This window comes from endosymbiont 'TC1' of Trimyema compressum (assembly GCF_001584725.1).
GTDB lineage: Bacteria > Bacillota > TC1 > TC1 > TC1 > TC1.
This window is the reverse complement of the sequence record NZ_CP014606.1, coordinates 435,769-458,154: the sequence shown is the minus strand read 5'-3', so window position 1 is coordinate 458,154 and position 22,386 is coordinate 435,769. Positions and strand designations below refer to the sequence as shown.

Sequence of the window (22,386 nt, the reverse complement as noted above, 5' to 3'; positions counted from 1 at the left end):
GATTAATGGCTGTTCATACCCTTCGTTTTCAGCACGCTATCTCTTTTCTTTGTCATGTCCTTAAAGTGAACCGCAGCTCCTATTACAAATACTTTTCGGAAAAACTTTCTCCTAGAACTATTGAGAATTAAAAACTCCGTCAGCTTATTCTCGGAGATTTGTCATCTTACTAAGAGACGTATTGGCCCATCTAAGATTAAGGCTCTTCTTTCCTATGACTATGGCATCAACATCAGTATTGGTAGAGCGAGCCGCCTGATGACTGACATGAATCTTCCTAAAATGCCTACTATCAAACTTCGGTTTATTCATCCGAGGTCTATTCCCAATTTTGATTGCCCTAACTACCTAAATCAAAATTTTAATGTTCCTCAGCCCAATCAAGTCTGGGCTAGTGACATTACCTATATTAATTTAAATGCCTCTTTTGCTTATCTCTGTGTTATTATGGATTTATTTTCTCGTAAAATTATTGCTTGGAAGCTCTCTCTTAAAATTGATACTTCTCTTGTTAAGGATACTTTTATCAAAGCCTTTTATTCTCAAAAACCTTCTACTTCTCTTATTTTTCATTCTGACAGAGGTTCCTAATATACTTCTTTTATCTTTAGAAAGCTCCTTGATTCTTTTGGTATCATTCAATCTTTTTCTAAGCTTTCTCATCCTTGGGACAATGCTGTCGTTGAGTCCTTTTTAAATATATGAAAAAAGAAGAAATTCTTCGTAGGTCTTTTTCTTCCTTTGCTCAAATTAAGCTTTCCTGCTTTGAACACATTGAGGGCTTCTACAACCCCCTATACGTCCCCACTCTGCTAATAACATTCTTTCTCCTAATTCCAAAGAAGACTATTTTTTCACTTCTATTAAAACTTAATTTCACTTTTTCTATCTACTCTATTGACATTCTTCCAAACATTGCCTCAAAAAATACTTCTATTGCTAAAAATTACCTTTATAAAGGTCTTGTTCTATTTATTGTAGCTTCAATCATTCTTTTTACTTGCTCCTTTTATACTAGTAATATTATGGTACTTTTAGAAAAAGGAACAGATACTGAAATTGTTTCAATGGCCGAAACATTTGTTCGAATATTATCAATAGGTAGTCCAATCTATATAGCACCCATTATTTTTAATGATTTATTAAAAAATATGGAAAAACCAAGAAAAGCTATGGTCAGTATGTTTTACTGTAACAGGACAGCTTATAGCTTTTATTTTAATGGTCTATTTTTCTAAAAATCATAATATTTGGAAAACTAAAAGAAAAAAATCAAACCCTTCATTGGCTATTTCCAAATTATCCAAACAGGATTTACTTCATTTATTATCCAAATAACAACGATGTTTCTACTAATTATTCACAATCAGTTGTTTCTTCATTATGGCAATGAACTCTATGTTTCAAGTTTTGGCGTTATTAGATATGGTATTACTGTTTTTCGTATGATTACAATGGGTTTTGCAGGTGGCGCTCAACCAATTCTAAGTTATAATTTTGGTGCTAATCTCATTGATAGAAAAAATAAAATTGCCAAGAGAGGTTATTATTTTACGATAGGATTTGCCTTTATCTATATGCTTATATTTTATCTTTTCCCTGCCCAAATTGCAAAGCTTTTCACCCACGACCCCAACCTAATAGAAATGACTAAAAATGCTATCTATTTAATGATGTATGCTTTGCCTTTTGCTGCCTATAATATTTTTACGGCCACCTACTTTCAGTCTATTGGCCATACCAAGAAAGCAGTCTTTATCACTAGTAGCAGAGTCCTTCTTTTTGTGCTCCCCTTAGCTGCTATTCTGCCAAATGTTTTGGGTGTTAATGGCATTTACTTAATTATTCCTTTTTCCGAAATAGGTGCTTTTTTCATTTCCTTAGGCGTAAGAATCTATCACTTGAAACACATTAAGAGATACTTTACCCTCTCATAAGTTAAAAAACAACTGCTCCTAAACAGTTGTATCCTTTTTTATAAGCTCAATATGAATTATTTCACCTTTATATATAGCGCGGTTCATACCAACAAATTCACTTATTTGTGCTGTTTTATCTAATTTTGGCATATAGACTGTAAAATGCAAAAAACGCTTTTCATCCTCAACACAATATCTGTCACATCTAAATCGTCTAATCTGCCATCAAGAATCTTCTCTCCTTCCACATCATCAACTTCTAAATGCAATGTAAGCAGTTCTTTATTCAGCAAACGCTTCTGTTTCCCATAACGATCAACAATAAGTCCAAAAATAATGATAATTAATATTAATGCTAATATAATTACTATCTCCATATTTTCCTCTCCTTTACATAATCTAGTAATTGATTTTTTTTGTTTATAAGCTTTCCAGACTTAACACAATTAAGTAGAATTCTTAAAACAAAACCAATTTGCTTCTCATTTACACCTACCCCTAATAAATCGTAACCATTAATAGCCAATTCATTAATAAAATAAATGTCTTCACCTAATACTATAGGTTCTTTTTTTAAAATACTTAATAATTTTATATGTTTCTCGCACGGAATTCTACTTTTAAAATCATTTGCCCATGCATTTAAATCAATAGATTTATTAAAATTACTGCTCAACCATTTAATAGAATATAAATCGCTTTTAGAAAGATGTCCTACCTCAACGCCACTTTTACTTAATCCTATGCAATAAAATAAATATGCATATCTCAATATTGAATTCTTAGGTAAACTATCCAAACCTTCTAGTTTAAAACTAGTATCATTATATTCTAAAAGCCCTAGTTCCATAATAAGACAAATACCTTCACAAGCTTTATTGGATAATAATATCTTTTCAAACTCCATACCCCAGCGTTCCTTAGATAATAATTTAACCAAATCTCGCTTATCATAAATAGCTTTTAATGTTGCTTCTTCAATTTGGAATTCATCCAACTGACTATAAAAACGGATAGCTCTAATACTTCTCAAAGGATCCTCCTCTATTCGCCTTTCACCTTCTCCAATAAAGCGAATTCGCTTTTCCTTAAGATCATTTAAGCCCACTTTTAAAAGGTCAACAACTTCTAAGTCCTCATCCAGTAAAAGGCTGTTCATAGTAAAATCCCGTCTTTGCATATCTTCTTTTAAAGAAATATTATTGAGATTGACTGCACAATCCCTTCTTTTGCCAATAGTAGCGTAATGGTCATCCCTAGTTTTTGCAATATCAATTGACATATTTTCATAATTCATTTTTAAGACCCCAAATAATGCACCGCATTCTTTGGGGCAACTATTGGGAAAAGCTTTATTTAAAGAATCAGCTGAAAAAGAATGTTCTGTAACTAAATCAATATCTTCGATTTCTTTATTAATAATATAGTCTCTGACACATCCTCCAACAAAATAACCATTAATAACTTTAACTAAGGGAATTACTTTTTTTAACTTTTGCTTATTCAGTTCTCTTGTTTTTAACGACCTTTCCTCTAGGGTTGTCATATTGCACCTCTTGATTTCTATAGGCTATTTCACCATTTACTAGGACTAATTCTATGCCTACGGGTTTTTGTGCTGAATTTACATAGTCTTCAATATCCATAATTGTATTGTAGTCGAATATAACTAAATCTCCATCTAAGCCTTCTTTTATTCGTCCCTTTTCCTCATGAATATCCAAACGCTTAGCTGGACCAAAGGTCATTTTATAAATAAGATTTTCAATAGATAAAATCCTCTTTTCTCTGCCATAGTAACCTAATACTTTAGGAAAAGAACCATATAGTCGAGGATGTGCCTCACCACTAGGCAAACCATCGCTTCCAATATAGGTCTCCTCATCCAATAAAAGCTCACTAATATCTTCTTCAGCAAACATTTCTTTCACAACCATTGAACCTTTACCTTTCTCTCGCACCAATATTCTTCTAAGAATTTCAAATGGTATTACACCATCTAAATCACTACATTCTTGAATGCTTTTGCCTATATAGTTTTTATTTTCTGGAGACTGAAGAACCATAGGAAATATATTATGCCAACCAACACACTGGACAAAATTATCCCATCCTTCTATTCTATAATCTGGATTTTCAATTTTTTCTCTGCAAACTTTACTATGTTCTTCATTTTCAAGAACTTTTAAAAGACCTTCCGTGCCATCTTCTCGAAGCATAGGCGGTATTAATTGATTTAAAAATGTACTCCCTGCAGTATAAGGATGTTGATCTATAGTAATGGAAATCCCTCTCCTTCTCTCACAATTAATTTTAGCTAGAATTTCCTCTGGGGAAATGCCAAAATCCCGATTTTTATAAGAACGACAGTGAGATATGTGGATTTTAACTCCAGTATCTTCACCAATACTAACAAAATCAGCTATTGCCCTCAGCATATCTAGACCATGGCTTTTAATATGGGCCATTATTATGCCATCATATTTTTTAGTAATTTCTGCTAAAAAATAAAACTCTTTTTCATTTGAAAATACGCCTGGCAAGTAAGATAGACCTAAAGACAGTCCAAAAGCGCCTTCTTTTAAAGATTGTTCATACAAGGCGCCCATGCTATTTAACTCTTCCGTTGTTAATGGTCTATCTTCAAACCCAGCTACAGAACACCTTAGAGCACCATGTCCAATTAAAAATAGCATATTATGTTTCATCTTATTTTCAATTAAATCAATATAACTTCCAAGAGATGAAAAATCCCAAGGTTCATGAATATCTCCCAAAAGAGGAGAAATATAGGTTTTCCAACCTTCTTTATGCTTCCCTTCATAAGGGTAAGAGCTAATACCACACTGGCCTACAACCTCTGTTGTAATACCCTGCATAAGCCTTGAGCTAGCATAAGGTTCATCTAATAAGGGCATTAAGTCACCATGACTATGAATATCAATAAATCCTGGAGATACCCATTTATCAGAAGCATCAATTATTTCCTTCCCTGTTATCGGCGCCTCTGTTATAATTGCAATTTTACCATTTGTTAAACCAATATTTTTCTTATAAGGAAGCACCTTAGTTCCGTCTACTAAGGTGCCATTTAAAATAACTGTATCATACATTTAGAGTTCCCCTTTTTCTAAACGAGCAATCATAATAGCTCTTGCCTTTTTTTCAAAGCGATTTTCAAGTGGCTCCAGATAGGATTCTCCATATTTTCTATCTAAAGCTTTTTCAATTAAAGCATCTGCAACTTCAGGATTTTTAGGTAACAAGGGTCCATGAAGATAGGTTCCCAAAACATTCTTATATAAAAGACCTTCTTTATGGTCTTCATCATTATTGCCATGACCAAATACTACATTTCCAAAGTGCTCATAATCATGATATGTTCTGCCACTGTGATTTTCAAAACCCACGACCTTATAATCACATTTTCCAAATGTACTTTGAATAAGCACATTACCAATTAGTCTTTCATCATCTTGCTCAGTATATAAATCTAGAATCTCCAATCCTGGTATTTCTGTATTTTTAGTTTTATAATAACTGCCTAATAATTGATATCCACCGCAAATAGCTAAAAACACACCATTATTCTCAACATAATCTTTAATCTCATTTTTCATCGTTCTAAGATAATCACATACTAAACGTTGCTCTCTATCAGAACCACCACCTAAGAGTATAATATCCAACTCATTAAAAGGAATTGTATGGCCAATGGTATAATTTTTTACAGTAACTTCAATGCCTCGCCATTGGCATCTTTTTACTAAAGTTGTAATATTTCCTAAATCGCCATATAAATTTAACAGCTCAGGAAATAAGTGCCCAATTACAATCTGTCTTTCCATTTTATTTTTTTTAAACTCCATTTCTTTTCCGTATCTTTTAACCACTTTTGCGTTTCAAATAAAGCAGTATAGTTTACTAGAATATAAGCTTTTTCGCCATTGCCTTCAATAGCTTTTTCAAGGGCTTTTCCCGGTGTCTTATAAACAGATATTTTTTCTTCTGGTATATCACCATATTTTAGTCGCAAGGCCATATCATAGCCTCTTGTTCCACTAATATAGAAATGATCAATATTTCCTTGATTTAATGTTTCAAAAAGACCATCCCAAATCCAAGAAACATCTTCACCATCTTGAGGGTTATCATTTAACATTAAAACCACATCTATTAAGGATTCTTCTTCAAGCACTGTCTCTACCGCTTGATTGAATCCAGCTGGATTTTTTGATAAATTTAAGAAAATAGGTTTTTTAATAAAAAAGCTCTCCATTCGACCAACTTGAGTTTCATAGGACTGTAAAATAGCTTCAGCAGTTTCCACACCTATGTCAACTTCTTGCGTAGCTGCCACACTACCAATTATATTGTAGATATTATAAAAACCTTTATAAGGTATATCAAAAGGATATTCTTCTCCTTTTGATATTAAGTCAAAAGAAATGCCATTTTTTAAGGATACATTTTTAGCCTCATAATCTAATGGCGGTCTCTTAAAATTACAACCATTACAATAAAAATCACCAAGTTGACTATAATGGTAAAAATTATATTGTAATTCCTCACCGCAGAAAGGGCAGAAACGACCTTCCTTTACTTCATCGATTTCTCTATTGCCAGTTTTTTCAACACCAAAATAAATAGTTCTGCCAACCTTTTCATAGCCAAAACTACTGGAAAGAGGATCATCACCATTTAATATATAAGTAGTCGAATCAGGCAGTTTTGCCAATGCCATTTTCATTTTTTCAATGGTTATATCAATTTCACCATATCTATCTAATTGGTCTCTAAATAAATTAGTCAAGAGAAAATAATCTGGAATCATTTCCTCAAAAACTTTTAAAGTAGATAGTTCGTCTACTTCAATAGTAGCAAAATCCGCTTTTAGAGAGCTAAACAAAGGTGCTTTATCAATAAAGGCAGTAATGACACCAAAATGCATATTTGCACCAACTTTATTACAAACAACACTGTAGTTTTCTTTTCTGAGTATTTGCTCTATCATGTTATTAGTTGTCGTTTTACCATTAGTGCCACAAACAACAATAATATCTTCCTTTACTTCCTGCGATAACTTAGTCAAAATAGCTTTGTCAATTTTATATGCCCATTTACCTGGAAGGCTAGAACCCTTGTGACCTGTTATCTTAGATAATACAATTATTATTTTACCAATTAAAATACTTAAAAATCTTTTCATCACAATACCTAGTAACTAGCAAAAAGACATCCAGGTCCTGTATGGGTTCCAATAACAGCACTCATAGGGGCAATAATAAAAGGTTTCTCTCCAGTTATTTCTTCAATCATTGTAGCTAATTCATTGGCACCTTTTTCATTATCAGCATGGCTTATCATTAAATAATCGTTAGTTCTATTTTCCTTAACATAATTTGCAATTTTTTGGCAAGCTTTTTTAGTTCCTTTTTCTTTATACCAAGGGACTAATTTTCCTTCTTCGTTATATTTTAAAATAGGTTTAATATTCAAAAGACCACCAACAACAGACTGAGCATAGCCAATACGCCCACCTTTTCTCAAAAATTCAAATGTATCTATGTTGTCTTGGTTTATTATTAAAATAATCAGCAATTTCTTTTGCACGCTTCCCTTCTTGAACCATTTCATAGGCCTGAATAACCATACCACCTTCAAGTAAAGTAGCTCCTGAGTTAATAACATGAACCGCTTCTTGTCTACAGTTGCTGCTGCTGAAACAGCTTCTTCATAGGTACCACTTAAGGTTGATGGCAAAGTAAATACTAATACTTCATCTTCAGGTTCTTTTAAAAGCTCTTTCATAGCTAGCATTCACTGTTCTTTAGTAACTTGAGCCGTCTTTGGAATCATACCAGTCTCTTTGACTTTCTTAAAAAATTCTTCTATGGTCAAATCAATTCTATCCCTATACTGCTTATCACCAAAAATAATATCAAAAGGCACCCAGCTAATCTGGTATTTTTCTCTTAAATCATCAGGCAAATCACTTACTGTATCCGTTAATAATCTTATCACTTTGCACCTCTTATTTCTTTACTTCTATTCTAAATTATATAACATTTTGAAGGAAAAATAAATCTAATATGCTAGATTGTTTTATTGGTCTTTAATATGAATAAAAGCATTTCATGCTTATTTCAGGGTGGTCTCATTAGATAATGCTATTAAATCTTCTTTTAAATAATAGTATTCTTTAAAAACACTTACCATAAGCTTATTATTTAATTCTGGTCTTTTTTTCATATTAATCCTCCTAATATACCACTCCTTTGCTTTATCATGAACCTAGACTAAATGAAATAGGCATTATTTATGCAAATAAAAACTCCTTTTATAAATATTAAAACTTTTATAAATTTTAATATTGATAGATGAAAAAACAAGAGTAATATTAATATATAAACATTTGTTAATATGTTAATGTGATTTAAAGGAGATAAAACAAATGAAGCTAGATTACTGTTATGAAGACCACCATAAAGATGAAGAAGTCGCACGCTTGCAAAAGAAAATGCTACCTGAAGATGTTGCTATTGATTGTGCTTATTTAATGAAATCCTTAGGAGATAAAAATAGAATAAATATTCTCTATCTCCTTACACAAATTGATAAGATTTGTGCAAGCGAGTTTTCAGATATATTACAAATCTCCCAGCCCCTTACTTCTCATCAACTACGGATATTAAAGCAAATGGATTTAATAAAATGCTCTAAAAAAGGAAAAAGTGTTTACTATAGTTTAAAAGAAAAAACAATGAAACCCCTTGTTGAAACTATAATAAAATTATCTGACTTAATATAGAAAAGAGAAGCTTATGAAAAAAACTGAATATATTTTTGAAAGACTAGGCTGTGCTGACTGTTCTAATAAAATCGAAAAAAAATTAATAAACTACCCTATATCGAAACTGCTTCCATTAACTTTGCTACTAAAACCTTAACCTTAAACACAAAAAAGGAAATAACAAATGAGGAAATTACTGAAATCAAAAAAATTGCTGACTCTATTGAAAAAGGAATTCAATTAATTGAAAAGGGAAAGGAAAAATCAGATGAAAAGAAAGAACAGTCTGTTAATAAAAAATGATTCCAACCCTCATTGGAGCAATTATATTCGTACTAGCCCTTGTTTTAGGCTTACCAGAACCATGGGAATTAATCTTACTTATTGTTGCACGCTTACTAATAGGCTATGGTGTACTCTATAAAGCTTTAAGTAACATTCGTCATGGACGACTTTTTGATGAAAACTTCTTAATGCCCATTGCCAGTATAGGGGCTTTTCTAATTGGGCAAAATGCTGAAGCAGTAGCTGTACTGTTTTACAAAGTTGGTGAATTTTTCCAAGATAAGGCTGTTGAACGTTCTAGAAAATCCATCGCTTCATTAGTGGATATTAGACCTGATTATGCAAACTTAAATTAATAATAATACTTTAGAAAAAGTAAATCCTGAATTAGTAAAAACAAATAATCTAATTTTAGTTAAACCAGGTGAAAAAGTACCACTGGATGGTGTTATTGCTAAAGGTAAATCTACTTTAGATACCTCTGCCTTAACAGGTGAATCTCTACCTAGAGAAGTGGAAACTGGAGATCAAGTATTATCAGGTTCCATTAACTTAAGTGGTTTAATGACAGTAAAAGTAACTGCTTTGTTTAAAGATTCAACTGTAACTAAAATACTTGATTTAGTACAAAATACCAGTGCTAAAAAAGCCAAAACAGAAAACTTTATTACTAAGTTTGCTGTAGTCTATACACCTATTGTGGTAGGATTAGCTGCTTTACTGGCAATTGTTCCACCTCTTGTTATTCCTGATGCAACTTTTATTGAATGGATTAACAGAGCATTAGTATTCTTGGTTATTTCCTGCCCATGTGCTCTTGTAATATCTATTCCTCTTAGTTTCTTTGGCGGTATTGGTGGGGCATCAAAACATGGTATTCTTGTTAAAGGCGGCAACTACCTTGAAGCATTAAATAAAGTTTCAACTGCTGTCTTTGACAAAACTGGAACATCGACTAAAGGAAACTTTATGGTTACTAATGTTGTTCCATCTCCAGGTTTTACTCAAGAGGATCTTTTAAAATATGCTGCATATGGTGAAAACTATTCAACCCACCCTATTGCTTGCTATATCTATTAGAAATGCTTATAAAGAAACAATTGATGAATCAAAAATTAGCAACTATAAAGAAATAGCTGGAAAAGGTATTTCAGCAACAATAGAAGGAAAAGAAATCCTCTTAGGTAATCAAAAACTCCTTGATGAGCAAAACATAAATAATCAACTTATTGAAGAAAGTGATTCACTTGGTACAAAAATAAATGTAATTATTAACAATGAATTTGCTGGTTACTTAATCATTGCTGATGAAATTAAAAAAGATAGTAAAAAAGCAATTGCTAGTCTAAAAAACTTAGGTGTTGAAAAAACTTTAATGCTTACTGGTGACAATGATGCCTTTGCAAAAATGTAAGTAAAGAGCTGGGAATCGATACATACTACAGTGAATTACTACCAGCTGATAAAGTTACTCAAATTGAAAAACTTGAAAAAGAAACTACTGGGAAAGGCTCTCTAATTTTTGTTGGAGATGGCATTAATGATGCACCTGTACTTGCTAGAGCAGATGTAGGTATTGCTTATGGGCGGTGTAGGATCAGATGCCGCAATTGAAGTAGCCGATGGTAGTCATTATGACGGATGAACCTTCTAAAATCCCAATTGCTATATCTATTGCTAAAAAACACGTAGAATAGTTTGGCAAAATATTATTTTCGCAATGGGCTTCAAAATTGTATTCCTCATATTAGGTGCATTTGGAGTTGCTACTATGTGGGAAGCTGTATTTGCAGATGTAGGGGTTGCTTTAATTACTTCTCTTCTATTTTTATAAATTACGAACAATAACTTCTCTTATTAAAATGGTACCCATTAACATAATAACTATTCCAATAGCTAGAATAACCATATTCCCAGTTTTAGGAAGGACAGCACCAACTTAAACTACCGTCAGCATCTTTTGGAATTTCTTTTTCAGTAAAAGTACCTGCTGTTCTTTCCATAAGGAAATCTTTGGTAGTTACTTCTCCAGCAGAAATAATAACATTTGAAAGTATTGTTGTATAACCTTCTGCAACAGCTGAAATAGTATATTCTTTAGCCTCTAAATCATTAATTTCATATTTACCATCCGGATTTGTTTGACTAGTCGCTATAACAATATTACCATCATTAAGTTCAATAGTAGTATTCATAATTGGTAAGTCAGTATCTTTATCCTTAACTGTACCAATTAAAGCTTGTTCTACTACTGGTTTACCAACAGCAATTGGCATTATATATTCTGAACCGGCTAAAAAAATCAAATGAATTCAAACGAAATGTAGGTACTAATTCACTAACCTTAAACTTCAATAAATAATTACCATAACCACCTGATAAAATATCCCTAATTAATGCTCCTTGTCCCCCCCAGAAATAAATACTTCTTCAAGATTTGGCTTAACAACAGTCCAAGTAACTTCATATTCATTAAACTGACCTTTAATTTCTTCAAATTGCTTTATAATTTCAGGTAAAACATCATATAACTCAAAATCTAGTAAATCATCTTCATTTACTTTTATATAAGCGTTAATATCCATAGTTACTTTTTGATTTTGCGTTGATATAGTCCGTATATTCTCAGGAATTCTTTCCACTAATGCATTTCCTGATAAATTAAAATAATAATTAATAGTACTACTAGCAAAATCTGGAAGTCTTTGTATTTTATTTTCCTCAAGTGATAAATGATATAGATTTGGCATATTGTCACTATTATAAACAACGGGAATTTCAGTAATATTATTAAAATCCAATATAATTGAATTCAAAGAAGTTAGCTTAGTAAGCGCATTTGGAATTTCAGTAAAATCATTATGAGACAAATTAATTGCTGTTAAACTACTCATATTTTCAATAGTATCTGGAATAGAAAATAAGTGATTTTCATTTAAGGCTAAATAACTTACAGATTCCATATATTCCAGTCCTGCTGGAAAATTAATTAAATTGTTCCTATCTAGAGTAACCGTTTGTATATTAGTATTTGCTAAACTACTAGGTAACTCTGTAATTTGATTATCTGATAAATTTAAATTATATAAATTAACTAGATTACCATATGAATCTGGCAAACTTGATAATTGATTATTCTCTAAAGATAATTCAGTCAAATTAACTAGGTTACCAATATTACTTGGCAATTGAGTTAATTTATTATCATTTACTTGCAAGTAATATAAATCTGTAAAATTACTTAAACCATCTGGTAATACAGATAGCTGATTCCCATTTAATTGCAATGATTGTAGTTTTGTCAAGTTAGCAAATGAATTTGGCAAAGCAGTTAAAGCACATTCTCTTGCATTTAAGTAAATCAAATCAGGGTAACTGCCATTAAACTCTGGTAAACTAATCAAATTTTCATTATTAGCTAAATTCAAGCTTTTTAATTTTTCAAGATTTCCAATGCTATTTGGTAAACTTGAAAACTTCGAATATTCTAATGATAAATACTCTAAATTAGCCATTTCACCTATTGACTCTGGAATGGAAGTTAAATTTAGTATCGCTTATTGTTAAAACGCGTAATAATGTTAAATCATCAATATTTTCTGGTAAAGTATCAATTGGATTGTTCCAAACTACTAGCGTATCAAGCGATGTAAATGTTTCAACGCCTGTTAAATCCCTTATACCTTTATTATATGATATTGACAGTGTTTTTAAGTTTTGTACATCAGTTGCTGTTATTGTATCATCTGCAGTTTTATAAAGCTTTTGGGCAACAATACTCGCCAGATTATTATCTGCAAAATTCTCATTGAATGTTTGTCCAACTCCAGCTGACACTTCTTTATCCATTGACATTAATCCTAAAATACCAACAAGCAGAACAAAATAACCAAGTAAAATCCCTTTTAAATTTTTTCCCATAATAAAACACCCCTATATGTATTATTTTACTGTTACATCACCATTGTAACCGGTACCTATACATCTAGAAGCATACACTACATATGAAAAAACAACAAAAATAAATAATTATTCAAAAATAGCTCCCAGCAAAACACTGTGAGCTTAAGCTTAAAGTATAGATTTCTAACTTTTTGCTGAGGTTTCTTTTTCACTCTTTGTAATAAATTTCCAAACAAAAGCTTCTATTAGTGCTCCAATTAACGGCCAACAATGAATAACCATAATTGAGAAAGCACTTCTCCTCCTACAAAAATTGCAGGGGCAATACTTCTAGCCGGATTAACAGAAGTATCTGTTAATGGAATACCTAAAATATGAACAAATGCTAATGTTAAGCCAATAACTATTCCTGATACAGTCGCCATTTTATCTGTAGAGGTAACTCCTAAAACAACAATAACAAACACAAAAGTTAAAATAATTTCAATAATTAATGCTCCCCACATACCTGTACCTAAAAAAGATTGTTCTCCGAATCCATTTTGCCCAAAGACCAGAAATTTCAGTTGCAGTGTCCATAATCAAAATTTTTAAAATTGCAATAGCTCCAATAGCACCAAGAATCTGAGCAATAACATAGCCAACAAAATCCTTACCACTCATTCTTTTACTTATAAGCATTGCAAAAGAAACAGCAGGATTAATATGACACCCCGAAATATTTCCTATCACATAAGCCATTGCCACAATAGATAATCCAAAAAGCTAAAGCAATCGCTACTATACCAGCAATTCCTGATATACCTCCTGAAAGATTTTACAATTACAATTTTGTTGGTTTCGCTTAACAACTCTTTCCCATCGAAAGCTTGAGGCGCAAACTCTAAAAAAGATTCATCAATAACAATAACTATGTTTAATAATTCAGCCTTCTTAACAATTTTTTTCTAAAAGCCTTTCTGAAATCAACTGTCCAGTAGGGTTATTGGGATAACATAAAAAAGTATATCAATGGTCTCATCTATTGCCTCCAATATAGAATGGTTTATTTTAAATTCAGGGGCATTTAAATAAAAATAAGATACTTCAACAATCATAACCTTTGCATGCCCTCTCATACTCCATAAAAGTAGGTACTGGAATTAAAGCTTTTTTTGGTTTCTGACTAGCAACTAAGAAAAAAATAACTCAACTGCACCATTTCCTAAAAAACAGTCTCATAATCTATCTTTTCATACTTAGCAATAATATTTTTTAAATCTCTATACTCTATATCAGGATATGAACTAATCCACTGATTATCCTCTAAAGCTTTACGTCCTATATACGATAATCCTAAAGGATTAATATTGGCTGAAAAATCTAAATAATCTAAAGGTTTTTTATTTTCATTTCTACTAACTTCAAATATATTACCACCATGAAAAAAGTCACTCATAATATGCCTCCCGAACCAATAATCGCAAATGCAACACCAAGTAAGAAAACACAGTTAATTAATTTTCTTCCTTTGATAAAAGTATATTCACTAATCCCATATACGTAATCTCCAATAAAAGGCTTATCTATTTTAATACCTGCATAATATGTTGGTCCACCAAACTGAATGCCAAGAGCACCAGCAAAAGCAGCCTCTGTATGAGCACTGTTTGGACTGGGATGATTTTTCCTATCTCTCAAAAAAACATGCCAACTTCTCTGCCAATCCAGCCTTAAAATTAAAGAACTCATTACAATAAATAGTCCACTAACTCTTGCAGGAATAAAATTTGCAACATCATCAACTTTAGCTGAAAAATAACCAAAATCAACATATTTTTCATTTCTATATCCAAACATAGAATCTAAAGTATTAATTGCTTTATAAGTTATCCCTAAAGGAGCACCACCAATCATAATAAAAACAAAGGAGCAATAATACCATCACAAATATTTTCCGCTAAGGTTTCTAAAGCTCCTTTTAGAACTTTTGTTTCATTTAGTTTCTCAGTATCTCTACCAACAATAAAAGACAATTCTTTCCTAGCAGCCTTAAGCCCTTGTGTTTTTAATGCTAAAACAACTTTATTGCCGGCTTCAATTAATCCTCTTGCAGAAATCGAAAAATAAATAAAAACACCTGAAATTATAATACCCAAAACCTGATTATAACTATCGGCTACCATAATAATAAAAACCATAGCAAAAGAAGTACTGGCTGTAATCAGCACAGCCAATAGCCCTCCAAACTTCAAATGATTTGACATAATTTTAAAAGCAATCTTCTCCTGTAATTTTGCAAACCAGCCAATTATGCGTACTGGATGTCCGGGATTATTAGGCTCTCCTATTAACCAATCAAGGAATGCCCCAATTAAAATAGCCATAGAACTCCTCTCAATTCTTAAGTGTGATAATTCTCTGATTGGCTGATCCTTTAAAAGGTTCCAGCATTGATTTTTCTTCCTCTATATAAGGACCATCTACTAAAATATCTGTTACAGCTAATAAAGCAGCCCAATAAGGTTCTTTATCTTCCCTTAACTGTTCTAATGTATAGCCAGTGTAAGTCATTAAGTTAAGACCTGCCTCTTTAATAGCGCTTCCTAAAATAGCTAATGCTTCGGACTGAACAAAAGGTTCTCCTCCACTAAATGTTACCCCGTCTAATAGGGGATTTTCCATAATTTTATTAAAAAGAGATTGTAGAGAAATAAAGGTTCCACCGTCAAATGAATGTGTTCCCTTATTATGGCAATTTAGACAATGATGAGGGCACCCCTGTACAAATATTACAAAGCGAATCCCTGGTCCATCAACAATTGATTCTTCAATTATATTAGCAATTCTCAGCTGATAAGCGTCCATGTTTAACACGATCTTTCTCCTCTGCTTTTTTACCATTGTTAAAACGATCTAAAGTACCAACTAAGTAACCTGTAATTCTTCTAATTCTCTCAAAAGGCTCATACCCTTCCAATCGATTACATTGAGGACAACGGTCTTTAATAATTCCTGTATAGCCACAAACAGGGTCTCTATCAACAGGATGATTAATGGAACCATAACCCATTCCTGCATCTTTCATAGCTTTAACAATTTTTTCAAAAGCATTAATGTTATCAACAGGATCACCATCAACTTCAACATAACTAATATGTCCACCATTGGTTAATGCATGGTAAGGACTCTCTATTTTGATTTTATTAAAAATGGTGGTATTGTAATAAACAGGTACATGGAAGCTATTGGTGTAATATTCTCGATCAGTAACACCTTCTATTGAACCAAATTTCTCTTTATCAATTGCCACAAAGCGTCCACTTAAACCTTCAGCAGGTGTGCCTATTAATGAAAAATTCATTTGATACGACTTAGAAGCTTGGTCTAATTTTTCTCGCATATATCCAATAATCTCAAGTCCCAGTTTTTGAGCTTCCTCAGATTCTCCATGATGTTTTCCAACAAGAGCCTTTAATGTTTCCCCTAAGCCAATGAAACCAATGGTGAGAGTACCATGTTTAAGGACTTCTCCAATTTCTTCATCTGGTTCTAATGTATCGGAATCTAGCCAAACCCCCTGCCCCATTAAAAATGGGAAATTCTTAATTTTCTTTTTAGATTGTATATAGTAGCGTTCCAGTAACTGATCGATTACTAAATATATTTTTTCATCTAAATCTTTATAAAATCCTTCTAAATTATCCTGATTTAAAATAGCTAAACGGGGAAGATTGATAGTTGTAAAGCTCAAATTACCGCGTCCATTTACTACTGCTCTAGAAGAATCATATTCATTGGCTATAACTCTGGTTCTACACCCCATGTAAGCAATTTCTGTTTCTGGTTTACCTGCTTCATAGTACTGAAGATTAAATGGAGCATCAATAAATGCATAATTTGGAAATAATCTTTTACCACTAACTTGGCAACTCATTTTAAATAAATCATAGTTATTGTCATCAGAAAAATAATTTATACCTTCCTTAACCTTGAAAATCTGAATTGGGAAAATAGGCGTTTCACCATTACCTAAGCCTTCTTCTGTAGCTTTTAAAATTCCTTCAATAACTAAACGGCCTTCTGGAGAAGTGTCTGTTCCATAGTTAATGGAACTAAAAGGGGTTTGGGCCCCTGCTCTACTATGCATTGTATTTAAATTATGAATAAATGCTTCCATTGCTTGAAATGTTCTTTTTCTAATTTCTTCTTCACTAACTTTAACAGCAAATTGCTGGGCTTTAGCTATAAAATCCAATTCCTTTATTTTTTCTAAAAGTTGCTCTTCTTCTTCTAAATAGGTTTCCATATTTTGTAGTTTAGGAATGAATCCCTTGTTTTCTAGCTCTACAAAAACTGCAGACACTTGGTTTTCGATTTCTGAAGTATCTAGTAATAATTCTAAACTTTTTAGGAGCTGATTTCTATATAATTTCTTATAAGTTTTTTCAACACCTAAAGCCATTCCATAGTCAAAATTAGGAATACTCTGTCCTCCATGTTGGTCATTTTGATTAGATTGAATAGCAATACAAGCTAAAGCAGCATAACTTTGGATATCATTAGGCTCTCTTAAATACCCATGACCTGTATTAAAGCCTCCAGCAAGTAGCTTGACAATATCGATTTGGCAACATGTTGTTGTCAATGTTAAAAAATCCAAATCATGAATATGAATATCACCATCTTGATGGGCTTTTTTATGTTCGGGCTTTAAAACAAACATTTTATAAAACTCTTTTGCGCCTTCTGAACCATATTTAAGCATAGTACCCATAGCTGTGTCACCATCTATATTGGCATTTTCTCTTTTAACATCGCTATCCTTAGCCTCTTTAAAAGTTAATCCATCATAGATTTTCATTAAACGGGTATCTTTTTCTCTAACTTGAGTTCTCTCATTTCTATAAAGAATATAGGCTTTTGCTACATTAATTTCTTTTTCCTCAATTAGTGTTTTCTCAACCATATCCTGAATACTTTCAATAGTAATAGGGTTGGTATTTACTTCTAAACTCCTAGCTACTTTTTTACCAATAGAAAAGCTTCGTTCATAATCATTTATACCTACACTTAATGAGGCCTTATAAATTGCATTAACTATTTTTTCAATATTAAAAGGTACTGCTCTACCGTCTCTCTTATAAATTGTTTCTAACATATTTTATCCCTCCATAAAAACCTTCTTTTATTTGCTGCAAATAAAAGAAGGCACTCGTACACCTAAATGTAAAATAGCCACAAACTCTATCTACCGCAGAGTATATATATGTGTGATGTTTCAGACAGGTATTCTGACTCAAAAGCATTTTATATTTTAACCTTCCCAGTTTCCCAGTGGTCTATCTAAAATATATTTCTTTTTTACAGGGGCGGGACCATTTAGGATTTTCGCCTAATTCCCTTTTAGCCTTAAAAAGGCACCTGTCACATGAATATTAACTTACATAGATAATTATAGAAAATACAAGATAGGCTGTCAACACATTTACAAAAACACTACATATAGTATTTATCTATTGAAATCTAGGTTTTCTGCCCTTTATTCTCATATAAAAATACAGGATTAAAGTTGACGTTAGAGAGCCTATAATAGCACCCATTAAAACATACGTCGGGAAATGAACTGCTAAATATAATCTTGAAATTGCAATTAATACGGCTAATCCTAAAAAATAATTTTTATATTTTGGCAAACCATAACTTAACATAATAGCAGCTGCAAAAGAAGTAGCGGAATGACCAGATGGAAAAGAAGCCATCGGTGCCTCACTAACTAAAACTGGTGATATAGGAAGCACAACAAAGGGTCTTGGTCTTCCAACAAAATGCTTTAACAATTCAACTTCGACTGTTGTCAACAATAGATTAAATAAAACTAAAACACCTAATAAACGATATTTCTTAGTTATTAAAAGCACAATACTAAACAAAATCCAGATAAATCCTAAATCCCCTAGTTTTGTAATAATTAGAAATAAGCTATCAAAAAAGGGATACTCCCCATATGGGTAAACTGATATAATTGCCAAATAAAGGCTTCTTCTATTGACTGTATTGTTGAGAACATAAATAATAATCCCCCTTGCTAATTTTTCAGTTAGTGTTAAAATTGTAGCATAGACCATTCTCTTTGTAAAACACTAAATGAGGTTTAATTATGAATGAAACAATAAAAAAACATTTTAGAAAGACGTTCTATCAGAAGTTATAGAACAGAGCAAATAAAAGAAGCAGATTTAAAACTTATTTTAAAAGCTGGCCAATATGCAGCAACAGGCAGAGGTAAACAACCTTGGCATTTTACAGTGGTTCAAAATGATATTCTTATAGATGATATTGCAGAAACATGTAAAGAAATGCTATTGGCATCAAAGAATCCTTTCCATAACCAAATAGCAGCCTTTCATACCCTTCCACCATGCCCCTAACGTTGTTTTTATTTCTGCTGAAGAAACTGAAGCTTATGGCGCTGTATATGCTGCCAATGCTGCTCAAAATATGGCAGTAGCTGCATGGTTATTAGGAATAGGATCATGCTACATTGCACCCTTCCAAGTAGCTTTCAGTGGTTCTAAAAGGGAATCCTATCTTGAGCGCTTAAATTTACCTGATAAAAATATGCGCCTCAGTTTTGTTTAGCTTTAGGCTATCATAAAGAAGATATTCCTGAAGCTACAGGTAGAAAACAAAATACAATAAACTTTATTCGCTAATTAATAATATTTCAAGAGCACTGGGTAACACCAGCGCTCTTCTATTTGTTAGCTGTTTTTCAATGTCTACCTATGGTACAATAACAGAAAGTAAAGGAGATTTATATGGATTTTATTGCTATTGACTTTGAAACAGCTAATCACTACAAAAACAGTGTTTGTTCTCTAGGTATGGTTTATGTAAAAAACAACATAATAAGCAAAAAAATGTTTCTAATGCTCTTTCAATTCACTTAAATCACCACCACGCCTTATCAGATGCTGAAGCTTGTGCAAAAATAGGGATTCAAGGCTTTCAAAAACTGGAAATTAATACATTTGAATACTCTAAAAAACAAATTACCTGTAGGCACATTCTACACATTAGAAAAAGGAGATTAACAATGGAAGAAATAGCAGATAAATCAACTTTTAGAAAAGATAGCAAAAGACTACGTGAGATACTCTCAGCTTTTAGAAAAGATAACATTATTGAAACAATTGTTTTTGGCAAAAATTCAGAAAACTTACGTTTAGCTTTTGAAGATTTAGGTCCAACATTTATTAAAATAGGTCAAATATTTTCAGTTAGAACGGATCTTCTTCCTGAGTCTATAATAAATGAATTAAAAAAACTTCAGGATAACACAAAAAGCAACGCCTTCGAAGCTGTCAAAAAAACAATCAAAGATTCTCTTGAAAAGCCACTAACATCACTCTTCTCAACATTTAATGAAACACCACTGGCATCTGCTTCTATGGCTCAAATCCATTTAGCTACATTAATGAGCGGAGAAACTGTAGCTGTAAAAGTACAGCATTCCAATATTAAAGAACTAATGCTTCAAGATATGGCTTTAATGGAAAAAGCCATTAAAATTCTTAAAAAATTACCTCTCAAAAAAGCAGTAGATCCGTAAGCCATTGTTAGAAAATTAAAAGCATCTGTTGAAAAAGAATTAAACTTTTTTTGAAGAAGCAGAAAACATACATCAATTCTATACGTTCAATGCCATGGTTAATTATATGTACTGTATAAAATGCTATGATGACTATACGACAGAAAAAATATTGGTAACGGAATATGTTGAAGGTACAAAAATCGATTCTATTATAAATGACAATAGCCAACCTGAAAGAAAACATCAAATTGCACTTCATTTAGTTAACAACTATATGAAACAAGTATTTGAAGATGGCTTTTTTCATGCGGATCCTCACCCAGGCAATATCTTTATTCTAAATAAAACAACTATAGCTTATATTGATTTTGGCATGATGGGTATCTTAACTGAAAAACTCATAAAACAGTTTAACCAATTTCTATATGCCATCTATTTAAAAGATATTGAACAATTAACTGAATCAATATTAGCGATTTGCACAGTTAATACACCTATTGATGAAAATAATCTTTATGAAGATGTAAATATTTTATTCAATACCTATTATTGATTTGCCTATTGAAGATATTGATATGGCAGCTATTTTTCAGCAAGTATTCTCCATTTGTAGGAAACATAACTTAATAGTACCAAATAATATTACACTCCTTTTAAAAAGCATGGTAACTATTGAAGGCATTATTCATGATTTAGATAACAATTTAACTATTATGAGTGCTGTATGCCCTTACACGAAACCGTTACTTAAGTAAAAATTTTGATTTAATTGATGAATTGAAAAAATATGGTGGTTCCCTAATACAAATGACTAAAGATGTTCCAAAAGTTCCTAGTAAAATTATTGGTTTAATCGATGGCATAAAAAAGGTAGAGTAAAACTACAATTAGAACACACAATGGCTTAGATAAAGTGGTTAAAGAACTAGATTCTATTGCTAACAAATTAATAATTGCCTTAATAGCCAGTGCCCTTATTATTGGTTCTTCACTATTGGTCCAAACGGAAAGCTTAAGAACAATTGATATTATTGGTTATTTATTAGCAGCTATAATGGGGCTGGTATTGATTCTTTCAATTTTATATAATAAAAGAAAGAAAAAATAAACTTGACTAAAACATAGGAGGTCCATTAATTGAATATAAAAAAAATAACTAAAAAAATCTATCTACCCAAGTTAAAGAAGTTCTATTAAATGAGATTGCCAATGAAAACTTTATAAAAAACGGACAACTACCTAATGAAATACTGCTAGCTGATTTATTAGGTGTTAGCAGAATAACCATTAGAGACGCTCTCAAAAGCCTTGAACAGGAAGGCTATATTACAAGAACTGCAGGCAGAGGAACATTCGCTAACTATGAAGCACTTAGCATAAAAAGCAGAATCTCAAACTCTTATGCTTTTTATGAGCTTTTGGAATTAAATGGATATCAGCCAAATTCAAAAGTATTTTCTATGAAAAAAGGCTCTGTTCCTACTACTATTTTAGATAAATTAAAAATAGAAGATGAGCCAATCTATATAAGGGAAGTACTATTTTATGCAGATGGTGTTCCAGCTATTTATTGTGAAAACTATATTAATGGAAACTTTATGAATGACTCAATATTAGAGGCAGTTCTCAAGGAAGATAATTCTTTTTTAAATACACTAAAAAACCTATGACTTTCCTGATACTGCTTACGACATTGCAACTACAGTGCCTTCATTAGTCGATAAAGAATTAGCAAAACTATTCAACAAGGAAGAAAAGGAACCGTGTTTATTAATAGAGTCTATTATTTACAATTTAGATAATCAGCCTTTAATATATAGCAAGGAATACTATAATAATGAAATTATCCAATTTAGTGAAATAAGAGTTAATAACTTTATCAGACCTTAAAAGGCTACTTCAAAACAAAT

Annotated in this window: 26 protein-coding genes, 5 pseudogenes and 1 riboswitch; of the genes and pseudogenes, 14 read left to right on the top strand and 17 right to left on the bottom strand. The window is 31.9% G+C overall.

The genetic code is table 11. From position 1 onward, the window contains the following. Positions 1-120: 120 nt before the first annotated feature. The 3 genes from AZF37_RS13125 (at position 121) to AZF37_RS02970 (ending at position 1,937) form a co-directional block, all read left to right on the top strand. Complete coding sequence (locus AZF37_RS13125) at positions 121-591, top strand: DDE-type integrase/transposase/recombinase (protein ID WP_425425417.1); 471 nt, start codon at positions 121-123, stop codon at positions 589-591. A 110-nt stretch (positions 592-701) separates the two neighbouring features. Continuing rightward, entirely contained in the window at positions 702-1,238 is a 537-nt protein-coding gene (locus AZF37_RS02975; RefSeq protein ID WP_425425439.1) for an MATE family efflux transporter, read from the top strand. Positions 1,239-1,271: 33 nt separating this feature from the next. Continuing rightward, complete coding sequence (locus AZF37_RS02970) at positions 1,272-1,937, top strand: MATE family efflux transporter (protein WP_425425455.1); 666 nt, start codon at positions 1,272-1,274, stop codon at positions 1,935-1,937. Positions 1,938-2,056: 119 nt separating this feature from the next. Here AZF37_RS02970 and AZF37_RS02965 read toward each other — a convergent pair whose 3' ends face one another. The 6 genes and pseudogenes from AZF37_RS02965 to AZF37_RS02940 all read right to left on the bottom strand — a co-directional run bounded on the left by AZF37_RS02965 (position 2,057) and on the right by AZF37_RS02940 (position 7,943). Continuing rightward, the gene (locus AZF37_RS02965) at positions 2,057-2,296 is read right to left on the bottom strand and encodes a hypothetical protein (protein WP_088369511.1); all 240 of its coding nucleotides are present in this window, start codon (positions 2,294-2,296) and stop codon (positions 2,057-2,059) included. Further along, entirely contained in the window at positions 2,287-3,465 is a 1,179-nt protein-coding gene (locus AZF37_RS02960; protein ID WP_088369510.1) for a tRNA nucleotidyltransferase/poly(A) polymerase-related protein, read from the bottom strand. The genes AZF37_RS02965 and AZF37_RS02960 overlap by 10 nt, the downstream gene beginning before the upstream one ends. Further along, positions 3,419-5,032, bottom strand: coding sequence for an N-acyl-D-amino-acid deacylase family protein (locus AZF37_RS02955; RefSeq protein WP_088369509.1), 1,614 nt, complete (start codon positions 5,030-5,032; stop codon positions 3,419-3,421). Before AZF37_RS02955 ends, AZF37_RS02960 begins: the two co-directional genes overlap by 47 nt. Further along, a complete protein-coding gene (locus tag AZF37_RS02950; protein ID WP_088370645.1) occupies positions 5,033-5,767 on the bottom strand; it encodes a type 1 glutamine amidotransferase in 735 nt (244 codons plus the stop codon). It lies immediately after the preceding gene. Continuing rightward, positions 5,749-7,128: a MurT ligase domain-containing protein gene (locus AZF37_RS02945; RefSeq protein ID WP_088369508.1), complete on the bottom strand. Its 1,380-nt coding sequence runs from the start codon at positions 7,126-7,128 to the stop codon at positions 5,749-5,751. The genes AZF37_RS02950 and AZF37_RS02945 overlap by 19 nt, the downstream gene beginning before the upstream one ends. 8 nt (positions 7,129-7,136) lie before the next feature. Then, positions 7,137-7,943: pseudogene (locus AZF37_RS02940) on the bottom strand (DegV family protein). A 430-nt stretch (positions 7,944-8,373) separates the two neighbouring features. On the opposite strand from AZF37_RS02940, the gene AZF37_RS02930 reads away from it, so the two are divergent. Then, entirely contained in the window at positions 8,374-8,730 is a 357-nt protein-coding gene (locus AZF37_RS02930; protein WP_088369505.1) for an ArsR/SmtB family transcription factor, read from the top strand. A gap of 13 nt (positions 8,731-8,743) precedes the next feature. Further along, positions 8,744-10,831, top strand: a pseudogene (locus AZF37_RS02925) (heavy metal translocating P-type ATPase). Here the strand turns inward: AZF37_RS02925 and AZF37_RS13120 are convergent. The 11 genes and pseudogenes from AZF37_RS13120 to AZF37_RS02870 all read right to left on the bottom strand — a co-directional run bounded on the left by AZF37_RS13120 (position 10,826) and on the right by AZF37_RS02870 (position 19,007). Further along, the gene (locus AZF37_RS13120) at positions 10,826-10,906 is read right to left on the bottom strand and encodes a hypothetical protein (protein WP_088369504.1); all 81 of its coding nucleotides are present in this window, start codon (positions 10,904-10,906) and stop codon (positions 10,826-10,828) included. The pseudogene AZF37_RS02925 and the gene AZF37_RS13120 overlap by 6 nt on opposite strands. 10 nt (positions 10,907-10,916) lie before the next feature. Continuing rightward, the gene (locus AZF37_RS02915; protein ID WP_088369503.1) at positions 10,917-11,273 is read right to left on the bottom strand and encodes a carboxypeptidase-like regulatory domain-containing protein; all 357 of its coding nucleotides are present in this window, start codon (positions 11,271-11,273) and stop codon (positions 10,917-10,919) included. 117 nt (positions 11,274-11,390) lie between these two features. Continuing rightward, on the bottom strand, positions 11,391-12,512 hold the full coding sequence (locus AZF37_RS02910) for a leucine-rich repeat domain-containing protein (RefSeq protein WP_088369502.1): 1,122 nt from the start codon (positions 12,510-12,512) through the stop codon (positions 11,391-11,393). A 1-nt stretch (position 12,513) separates the two neighbouring features. Next, positions 12,514-12,918: a hypothetical protein gene (locus AZF37_RS02905; protein WP_088369501.1), complete on the bottom strand. Its 405-nt coding sequence runs from the start codon at positions 12,916-12,918 to the stop codon at positions 12,514-12,516. 239 nt (positions 12,919-13,157) lie between these two features. Next, the gene (locus AZF37_RS12165; RefSeq protein WP_281178898.1) at positions 13,158-13,406 is read right to left on the bottom strand and encodes an aquaporin; all 249 of its coding nucleotides are present in this window, start codon (positions 13,404-13,406) and stop codon (positions 13,158-13,160) included. Next, a complete protein-coding gene (locus AZF37_RS12160; RefSeq protein ID WP_281178938.1) occupies positions 13,384-13,641 on the bottom strand; it encodes an aquaporin in 258 nt (85 codons plus the stop codon). Before AZF37_RS12160 ends, AZF37_RS12165 begins: the two co-directional genes overlap by 23 nt. A 463-nt stretch (positions 13,642-14,104) precedes the next feature. Then, the gene (locus tag AZF37_RS02895; RefSeq protein WP_088369500.1) at positions 14,105-14,338 is read right to left on the bottom strand and encodes an aminotransferase class I/II-fold pyridoxal phosphate-dependent enzyme; all 234 of its coding nucleotides are present in this window, start codon (positions 14,336-14,338) and stop codon (positions 14,105-14,107) included. Continuing rightward, positions 14,335-15,266: pseudogene (gene cbiB, locus AZF37_RS11425) on the bottom strand (adenosylcobinamide-phosphate synthase CbiB). Before cbiB ends, AZF37_RS02895 begins: the two are co-directional and overlap by 4 nt. 10 nt (positions 15,267-15,276) lie before the next feature. Next, positions 15,277-15,747, bottom strand: coding sequence for an anaerobic ribonucleoside-triphosphate reductase activating protein (nrdG, locus tag AZF37_RS02880; protein WP_088370644.1), 471 nt, complete (start codon positions 15,745-15,747; stop codon positions 15,277-15,279). Continuing rightward, the gene (locus tag AZF37_RS02875) at positions 15,719-18,040 is read right to left on the bottom strand and encodes an anaerobic ribonucleoside triphosphate reductase (RefSeq protein ID WP_088369497.1); all 2,322 of its coding nucleotides are present in this window, start codon (positions 18,038-18,040) and stop codon (positions 15,719-15,721) included. Before AZF37_RS02875 ends, nrdG begins: the two co-directional genes overlap by 29 nt. A 106-nt stretch (positions 18,041-18,146) precedes the next feature. Then, a riboswitch (cobalamin riboswitch) is annotated at positions 18,147-18,322 on the bottom strand. Between the two features lie 73 nt (positions 18,323-18,395). After that, positions 18,396-19,007, bottom strand: coding sequence for a phosphatase PAP2 family protein (locus AZF37_RS02870; RefSeq protein ID WP_088369496.1), 612 nt, complete (start codon positions 19,005-19,007; stop codon positions 18,396-18,398). Positions 19,008-19,061: 54 nt separating this feature from the next. On the opposite strand from AZF37_RS02870, the gene AZF37_RS13115 reads away from it, so the two are divergent. From AZF37_RS13115 to AZF37_RS13100, 9 genes and pseudogenes are all read left to right on the top strand, one after another. Continuing rightward, complete coding sequence (locus tag AZF37_RS13115) at positions 19,062-19,310, top strand: nitroreductase family protein (RefSeq protein WP_088369495.1); 249 nt, start codon at positions 19,062-19,064, stop codon at positions 19,308-19,310. Continuing rightward, a complete protein-coding gene (locus tag AZF37_RS13110; protein WP_088369494.1) occupies positions 19,288-19,521 on the top strand; it encodes a nitroreductase family protein in 234 nt (77 codons plus the stop codon). Before AZF37_RS13115 ends, AZF37_RS13110 begins: the two co-directional genes overlap by 23 nt. A 457-nt stretch (positions 19,522-19,978) precedes the next feature. Next, entirely contained in the window at positions 19,979-20,494 is a 516-nt protein-coding gene (locus AZF37_RS12155; RefSeq protein WP_088369493.1) for an AarF/UbiB family protein, read from the top strand. A gap of 58 nt (positions 20,495-20,552) precedes the next feature. After that, a pseudogene (locus AZF37_RS12150) lies at positions 20,553-21,029 on the top strand (AarF/ABC1/UbiB kinase family protein); the annotation flags it as partial. Position 21,030: 1 nt separating this feature from the next. Next, positions 21,031-21,231 (top strand): hypothetical protein, encoded by a 201-nt coding sequence (locus AZF37_RS02845; protein WP_088369491.1) that lies wholly within the window; start codon positions 21,031-21,033, stop codon positions 21,229-21,231. 158 nt (positions 21,232-21,389) lie between these two features. Next, positions 21,390-21,584 carry a hypothetical protein gene (locus AZF37_RS02840; RefSeq protein ID WP_088369490.1) on the top strand — a complete coding sequence of 65 codons (195 nt, stop codon included), beginning with the start codon at positions 21,390-21,392 and terminating at the stop codon, positions 21,582-21,584. 73 nt (positions 21,585-21,657) lie between these two features. Further along, positions 21,658-21,819 (top strand): annotated as a pseudogene (locus tag AZF37_RS13105) (GntR family transcriptional regulator); the annotation flags it as partial. Between the two features lie 75 nt (positions 21,820-21,894). Continuing rightward, the gene (locus tag AZF37_RS12145) at positions 21,895-22,146 is read left to right on the top strand and encodes a UTRA domain-containing protein (protein WP_088369489.1); all 252 of its coding nucleotides are present in this window, start codon (positions 21,895-21,897) and stop codon (positions 22,144-22,146) included. A 34-nt stretch (positions 22,147-22,180) separates the two neighbouring features. Further along, on the top strand, positions 22,181-22,366 hold the full coding sequence (locus AZF37_RS13100) for a UTRA domain-containing protein (protein ID WP_162473847.1): 186 nt from the start codon (positions 22,181-22,183) through the stop codon (positions 22,364-22,366). The last annotated feature ends 20 nt before the right edge of the window (positions 22,367-22,386 follow it).

Bases quoted from the DNA above. Each gene is read 5' to 3' on its own strand.
- AZF37_RS02945 (WP_088369508.1), bottom strand. From the start codon at position 7,128: ATGAAAAGATTTTTAAGTATTTTAATTGGTAAAATAATAATTGTATTA.
- AZF37_RS02875 (WP_088369497.1), bottom strand. From the start codon at position 18,040: ATGTTAGAAACAATTTATAAGAGAGACGGTAGAGCAGTACCTTTTAAT.
- AZF37_RS12165 (WP_281178898.1), bottom strand. From the start codon at position 13,406: ATGTGGGGAGCATTAATTATTGAAATTATTTTAACTTTTGTGTTTGTT.
- AZF37_RS13120 (WP_088369504.1), bottom strand. From the start codon at position 10,906: ATGGTTATTCTAGCTATTGGAATAGTTATTATGTTAATGGGTACCATT.
- AZF37_RS12155 (WP_088369493.1), top strand. From the start codon at position 19,979: ATGGAAGAAATAGCAGATAAATCAACTTTTAGAAAAGATAGCAAAAGA.
- AZF37_RS02975 (WP_425425439.1), top strand. From the start codon at position 702: ATGAAAAAAGAAGAAATTCTTCGTAGGTCTTTTTCTTCCTTTGCTCAA.
- AZF37_RS02930 (WP_088369505.1), top strand. From the start codon at position 8,374: ATGAAGCTAGATTACTGTTATGAAGACCACCATAAAGATGAAGAAGTC.
- AZF37_RS02895 (WP_088369500.1), bottom strand. From the start codon at position 14,338: ATGAGTGACTTTTTTCATGGTGGTAATATATTTGAAGTTAGTAGAAAT.
- AZF37_RS02950 (WP_088370645.1), bottom strand. From the start codon at position 5,767: ATGGAAAGACAGATTGTAATTGGGCACTTATTTCCTGAGCTGTTAAAT.
- AZF37_RS02910 (WP_088369502.1), bottom strand. From the start codon at position 12,512: ATGGCTAATTTAGAGTATTTATCATTAGAATATTCGAAGTTTTCAAGT.
- AZF37_RS02905 (WP_088369501.1), bottom strand. From the start codon at position 12,918: ATGGGAAAAAATTTAAAAGGGATTTTACTTGGTTATTTTGTTCTGCTT.
- AZF37_RS12160 (WP_281178938.1), bottom strand. From the start codon at position 13,641: ATGGCTTATGTGATAGGAAATATTTCGGGGTGTCATATTAATCCTGCT.
- AZF37_RS02965 (WP_088369511.1), bottom strand. From the start codon at position 2,296: ATGGAGATAGTAATTATATTAGCATTAATATTAATTATCATTATTTTT.
- AZF37_RS02955 (WP_088369509.1), bottom strand. From the start codon at position 5,032: ATGTATGATACAGTTATTTTAAATGGCACCTTAGTAGACGGAACTAAG.
- AZF37_RS02960 (WP_088369510.1), bottom strand. From the start codon at position 3,465: ATGACAACCCTAGAGGAAAGGTCGTTAAAAACAAGAGAACTGAATAAG.
- AZF37_RS02870 (WP_088369496.1), bottom strand. From the start codon at position 19,007: ATGGTCTATGCTACAATTTTAACACTAACTGAAAAATTAGCAAGGGGG.
- nrdG (WP_088370644.1), bottom strand. From the start codon at position 15,747: ATGGACGCTTATCAGCTGAGAATTGCTAATATAATTGAAGAATCAATT.
- AZF37_RS02915 (WP_088369503.1), bottom strand. From the start codon at position 11,273: ATGCCAATTGCTGTTGGTAAACCAGTAGTAGAACAAGCTTTAATTGGT.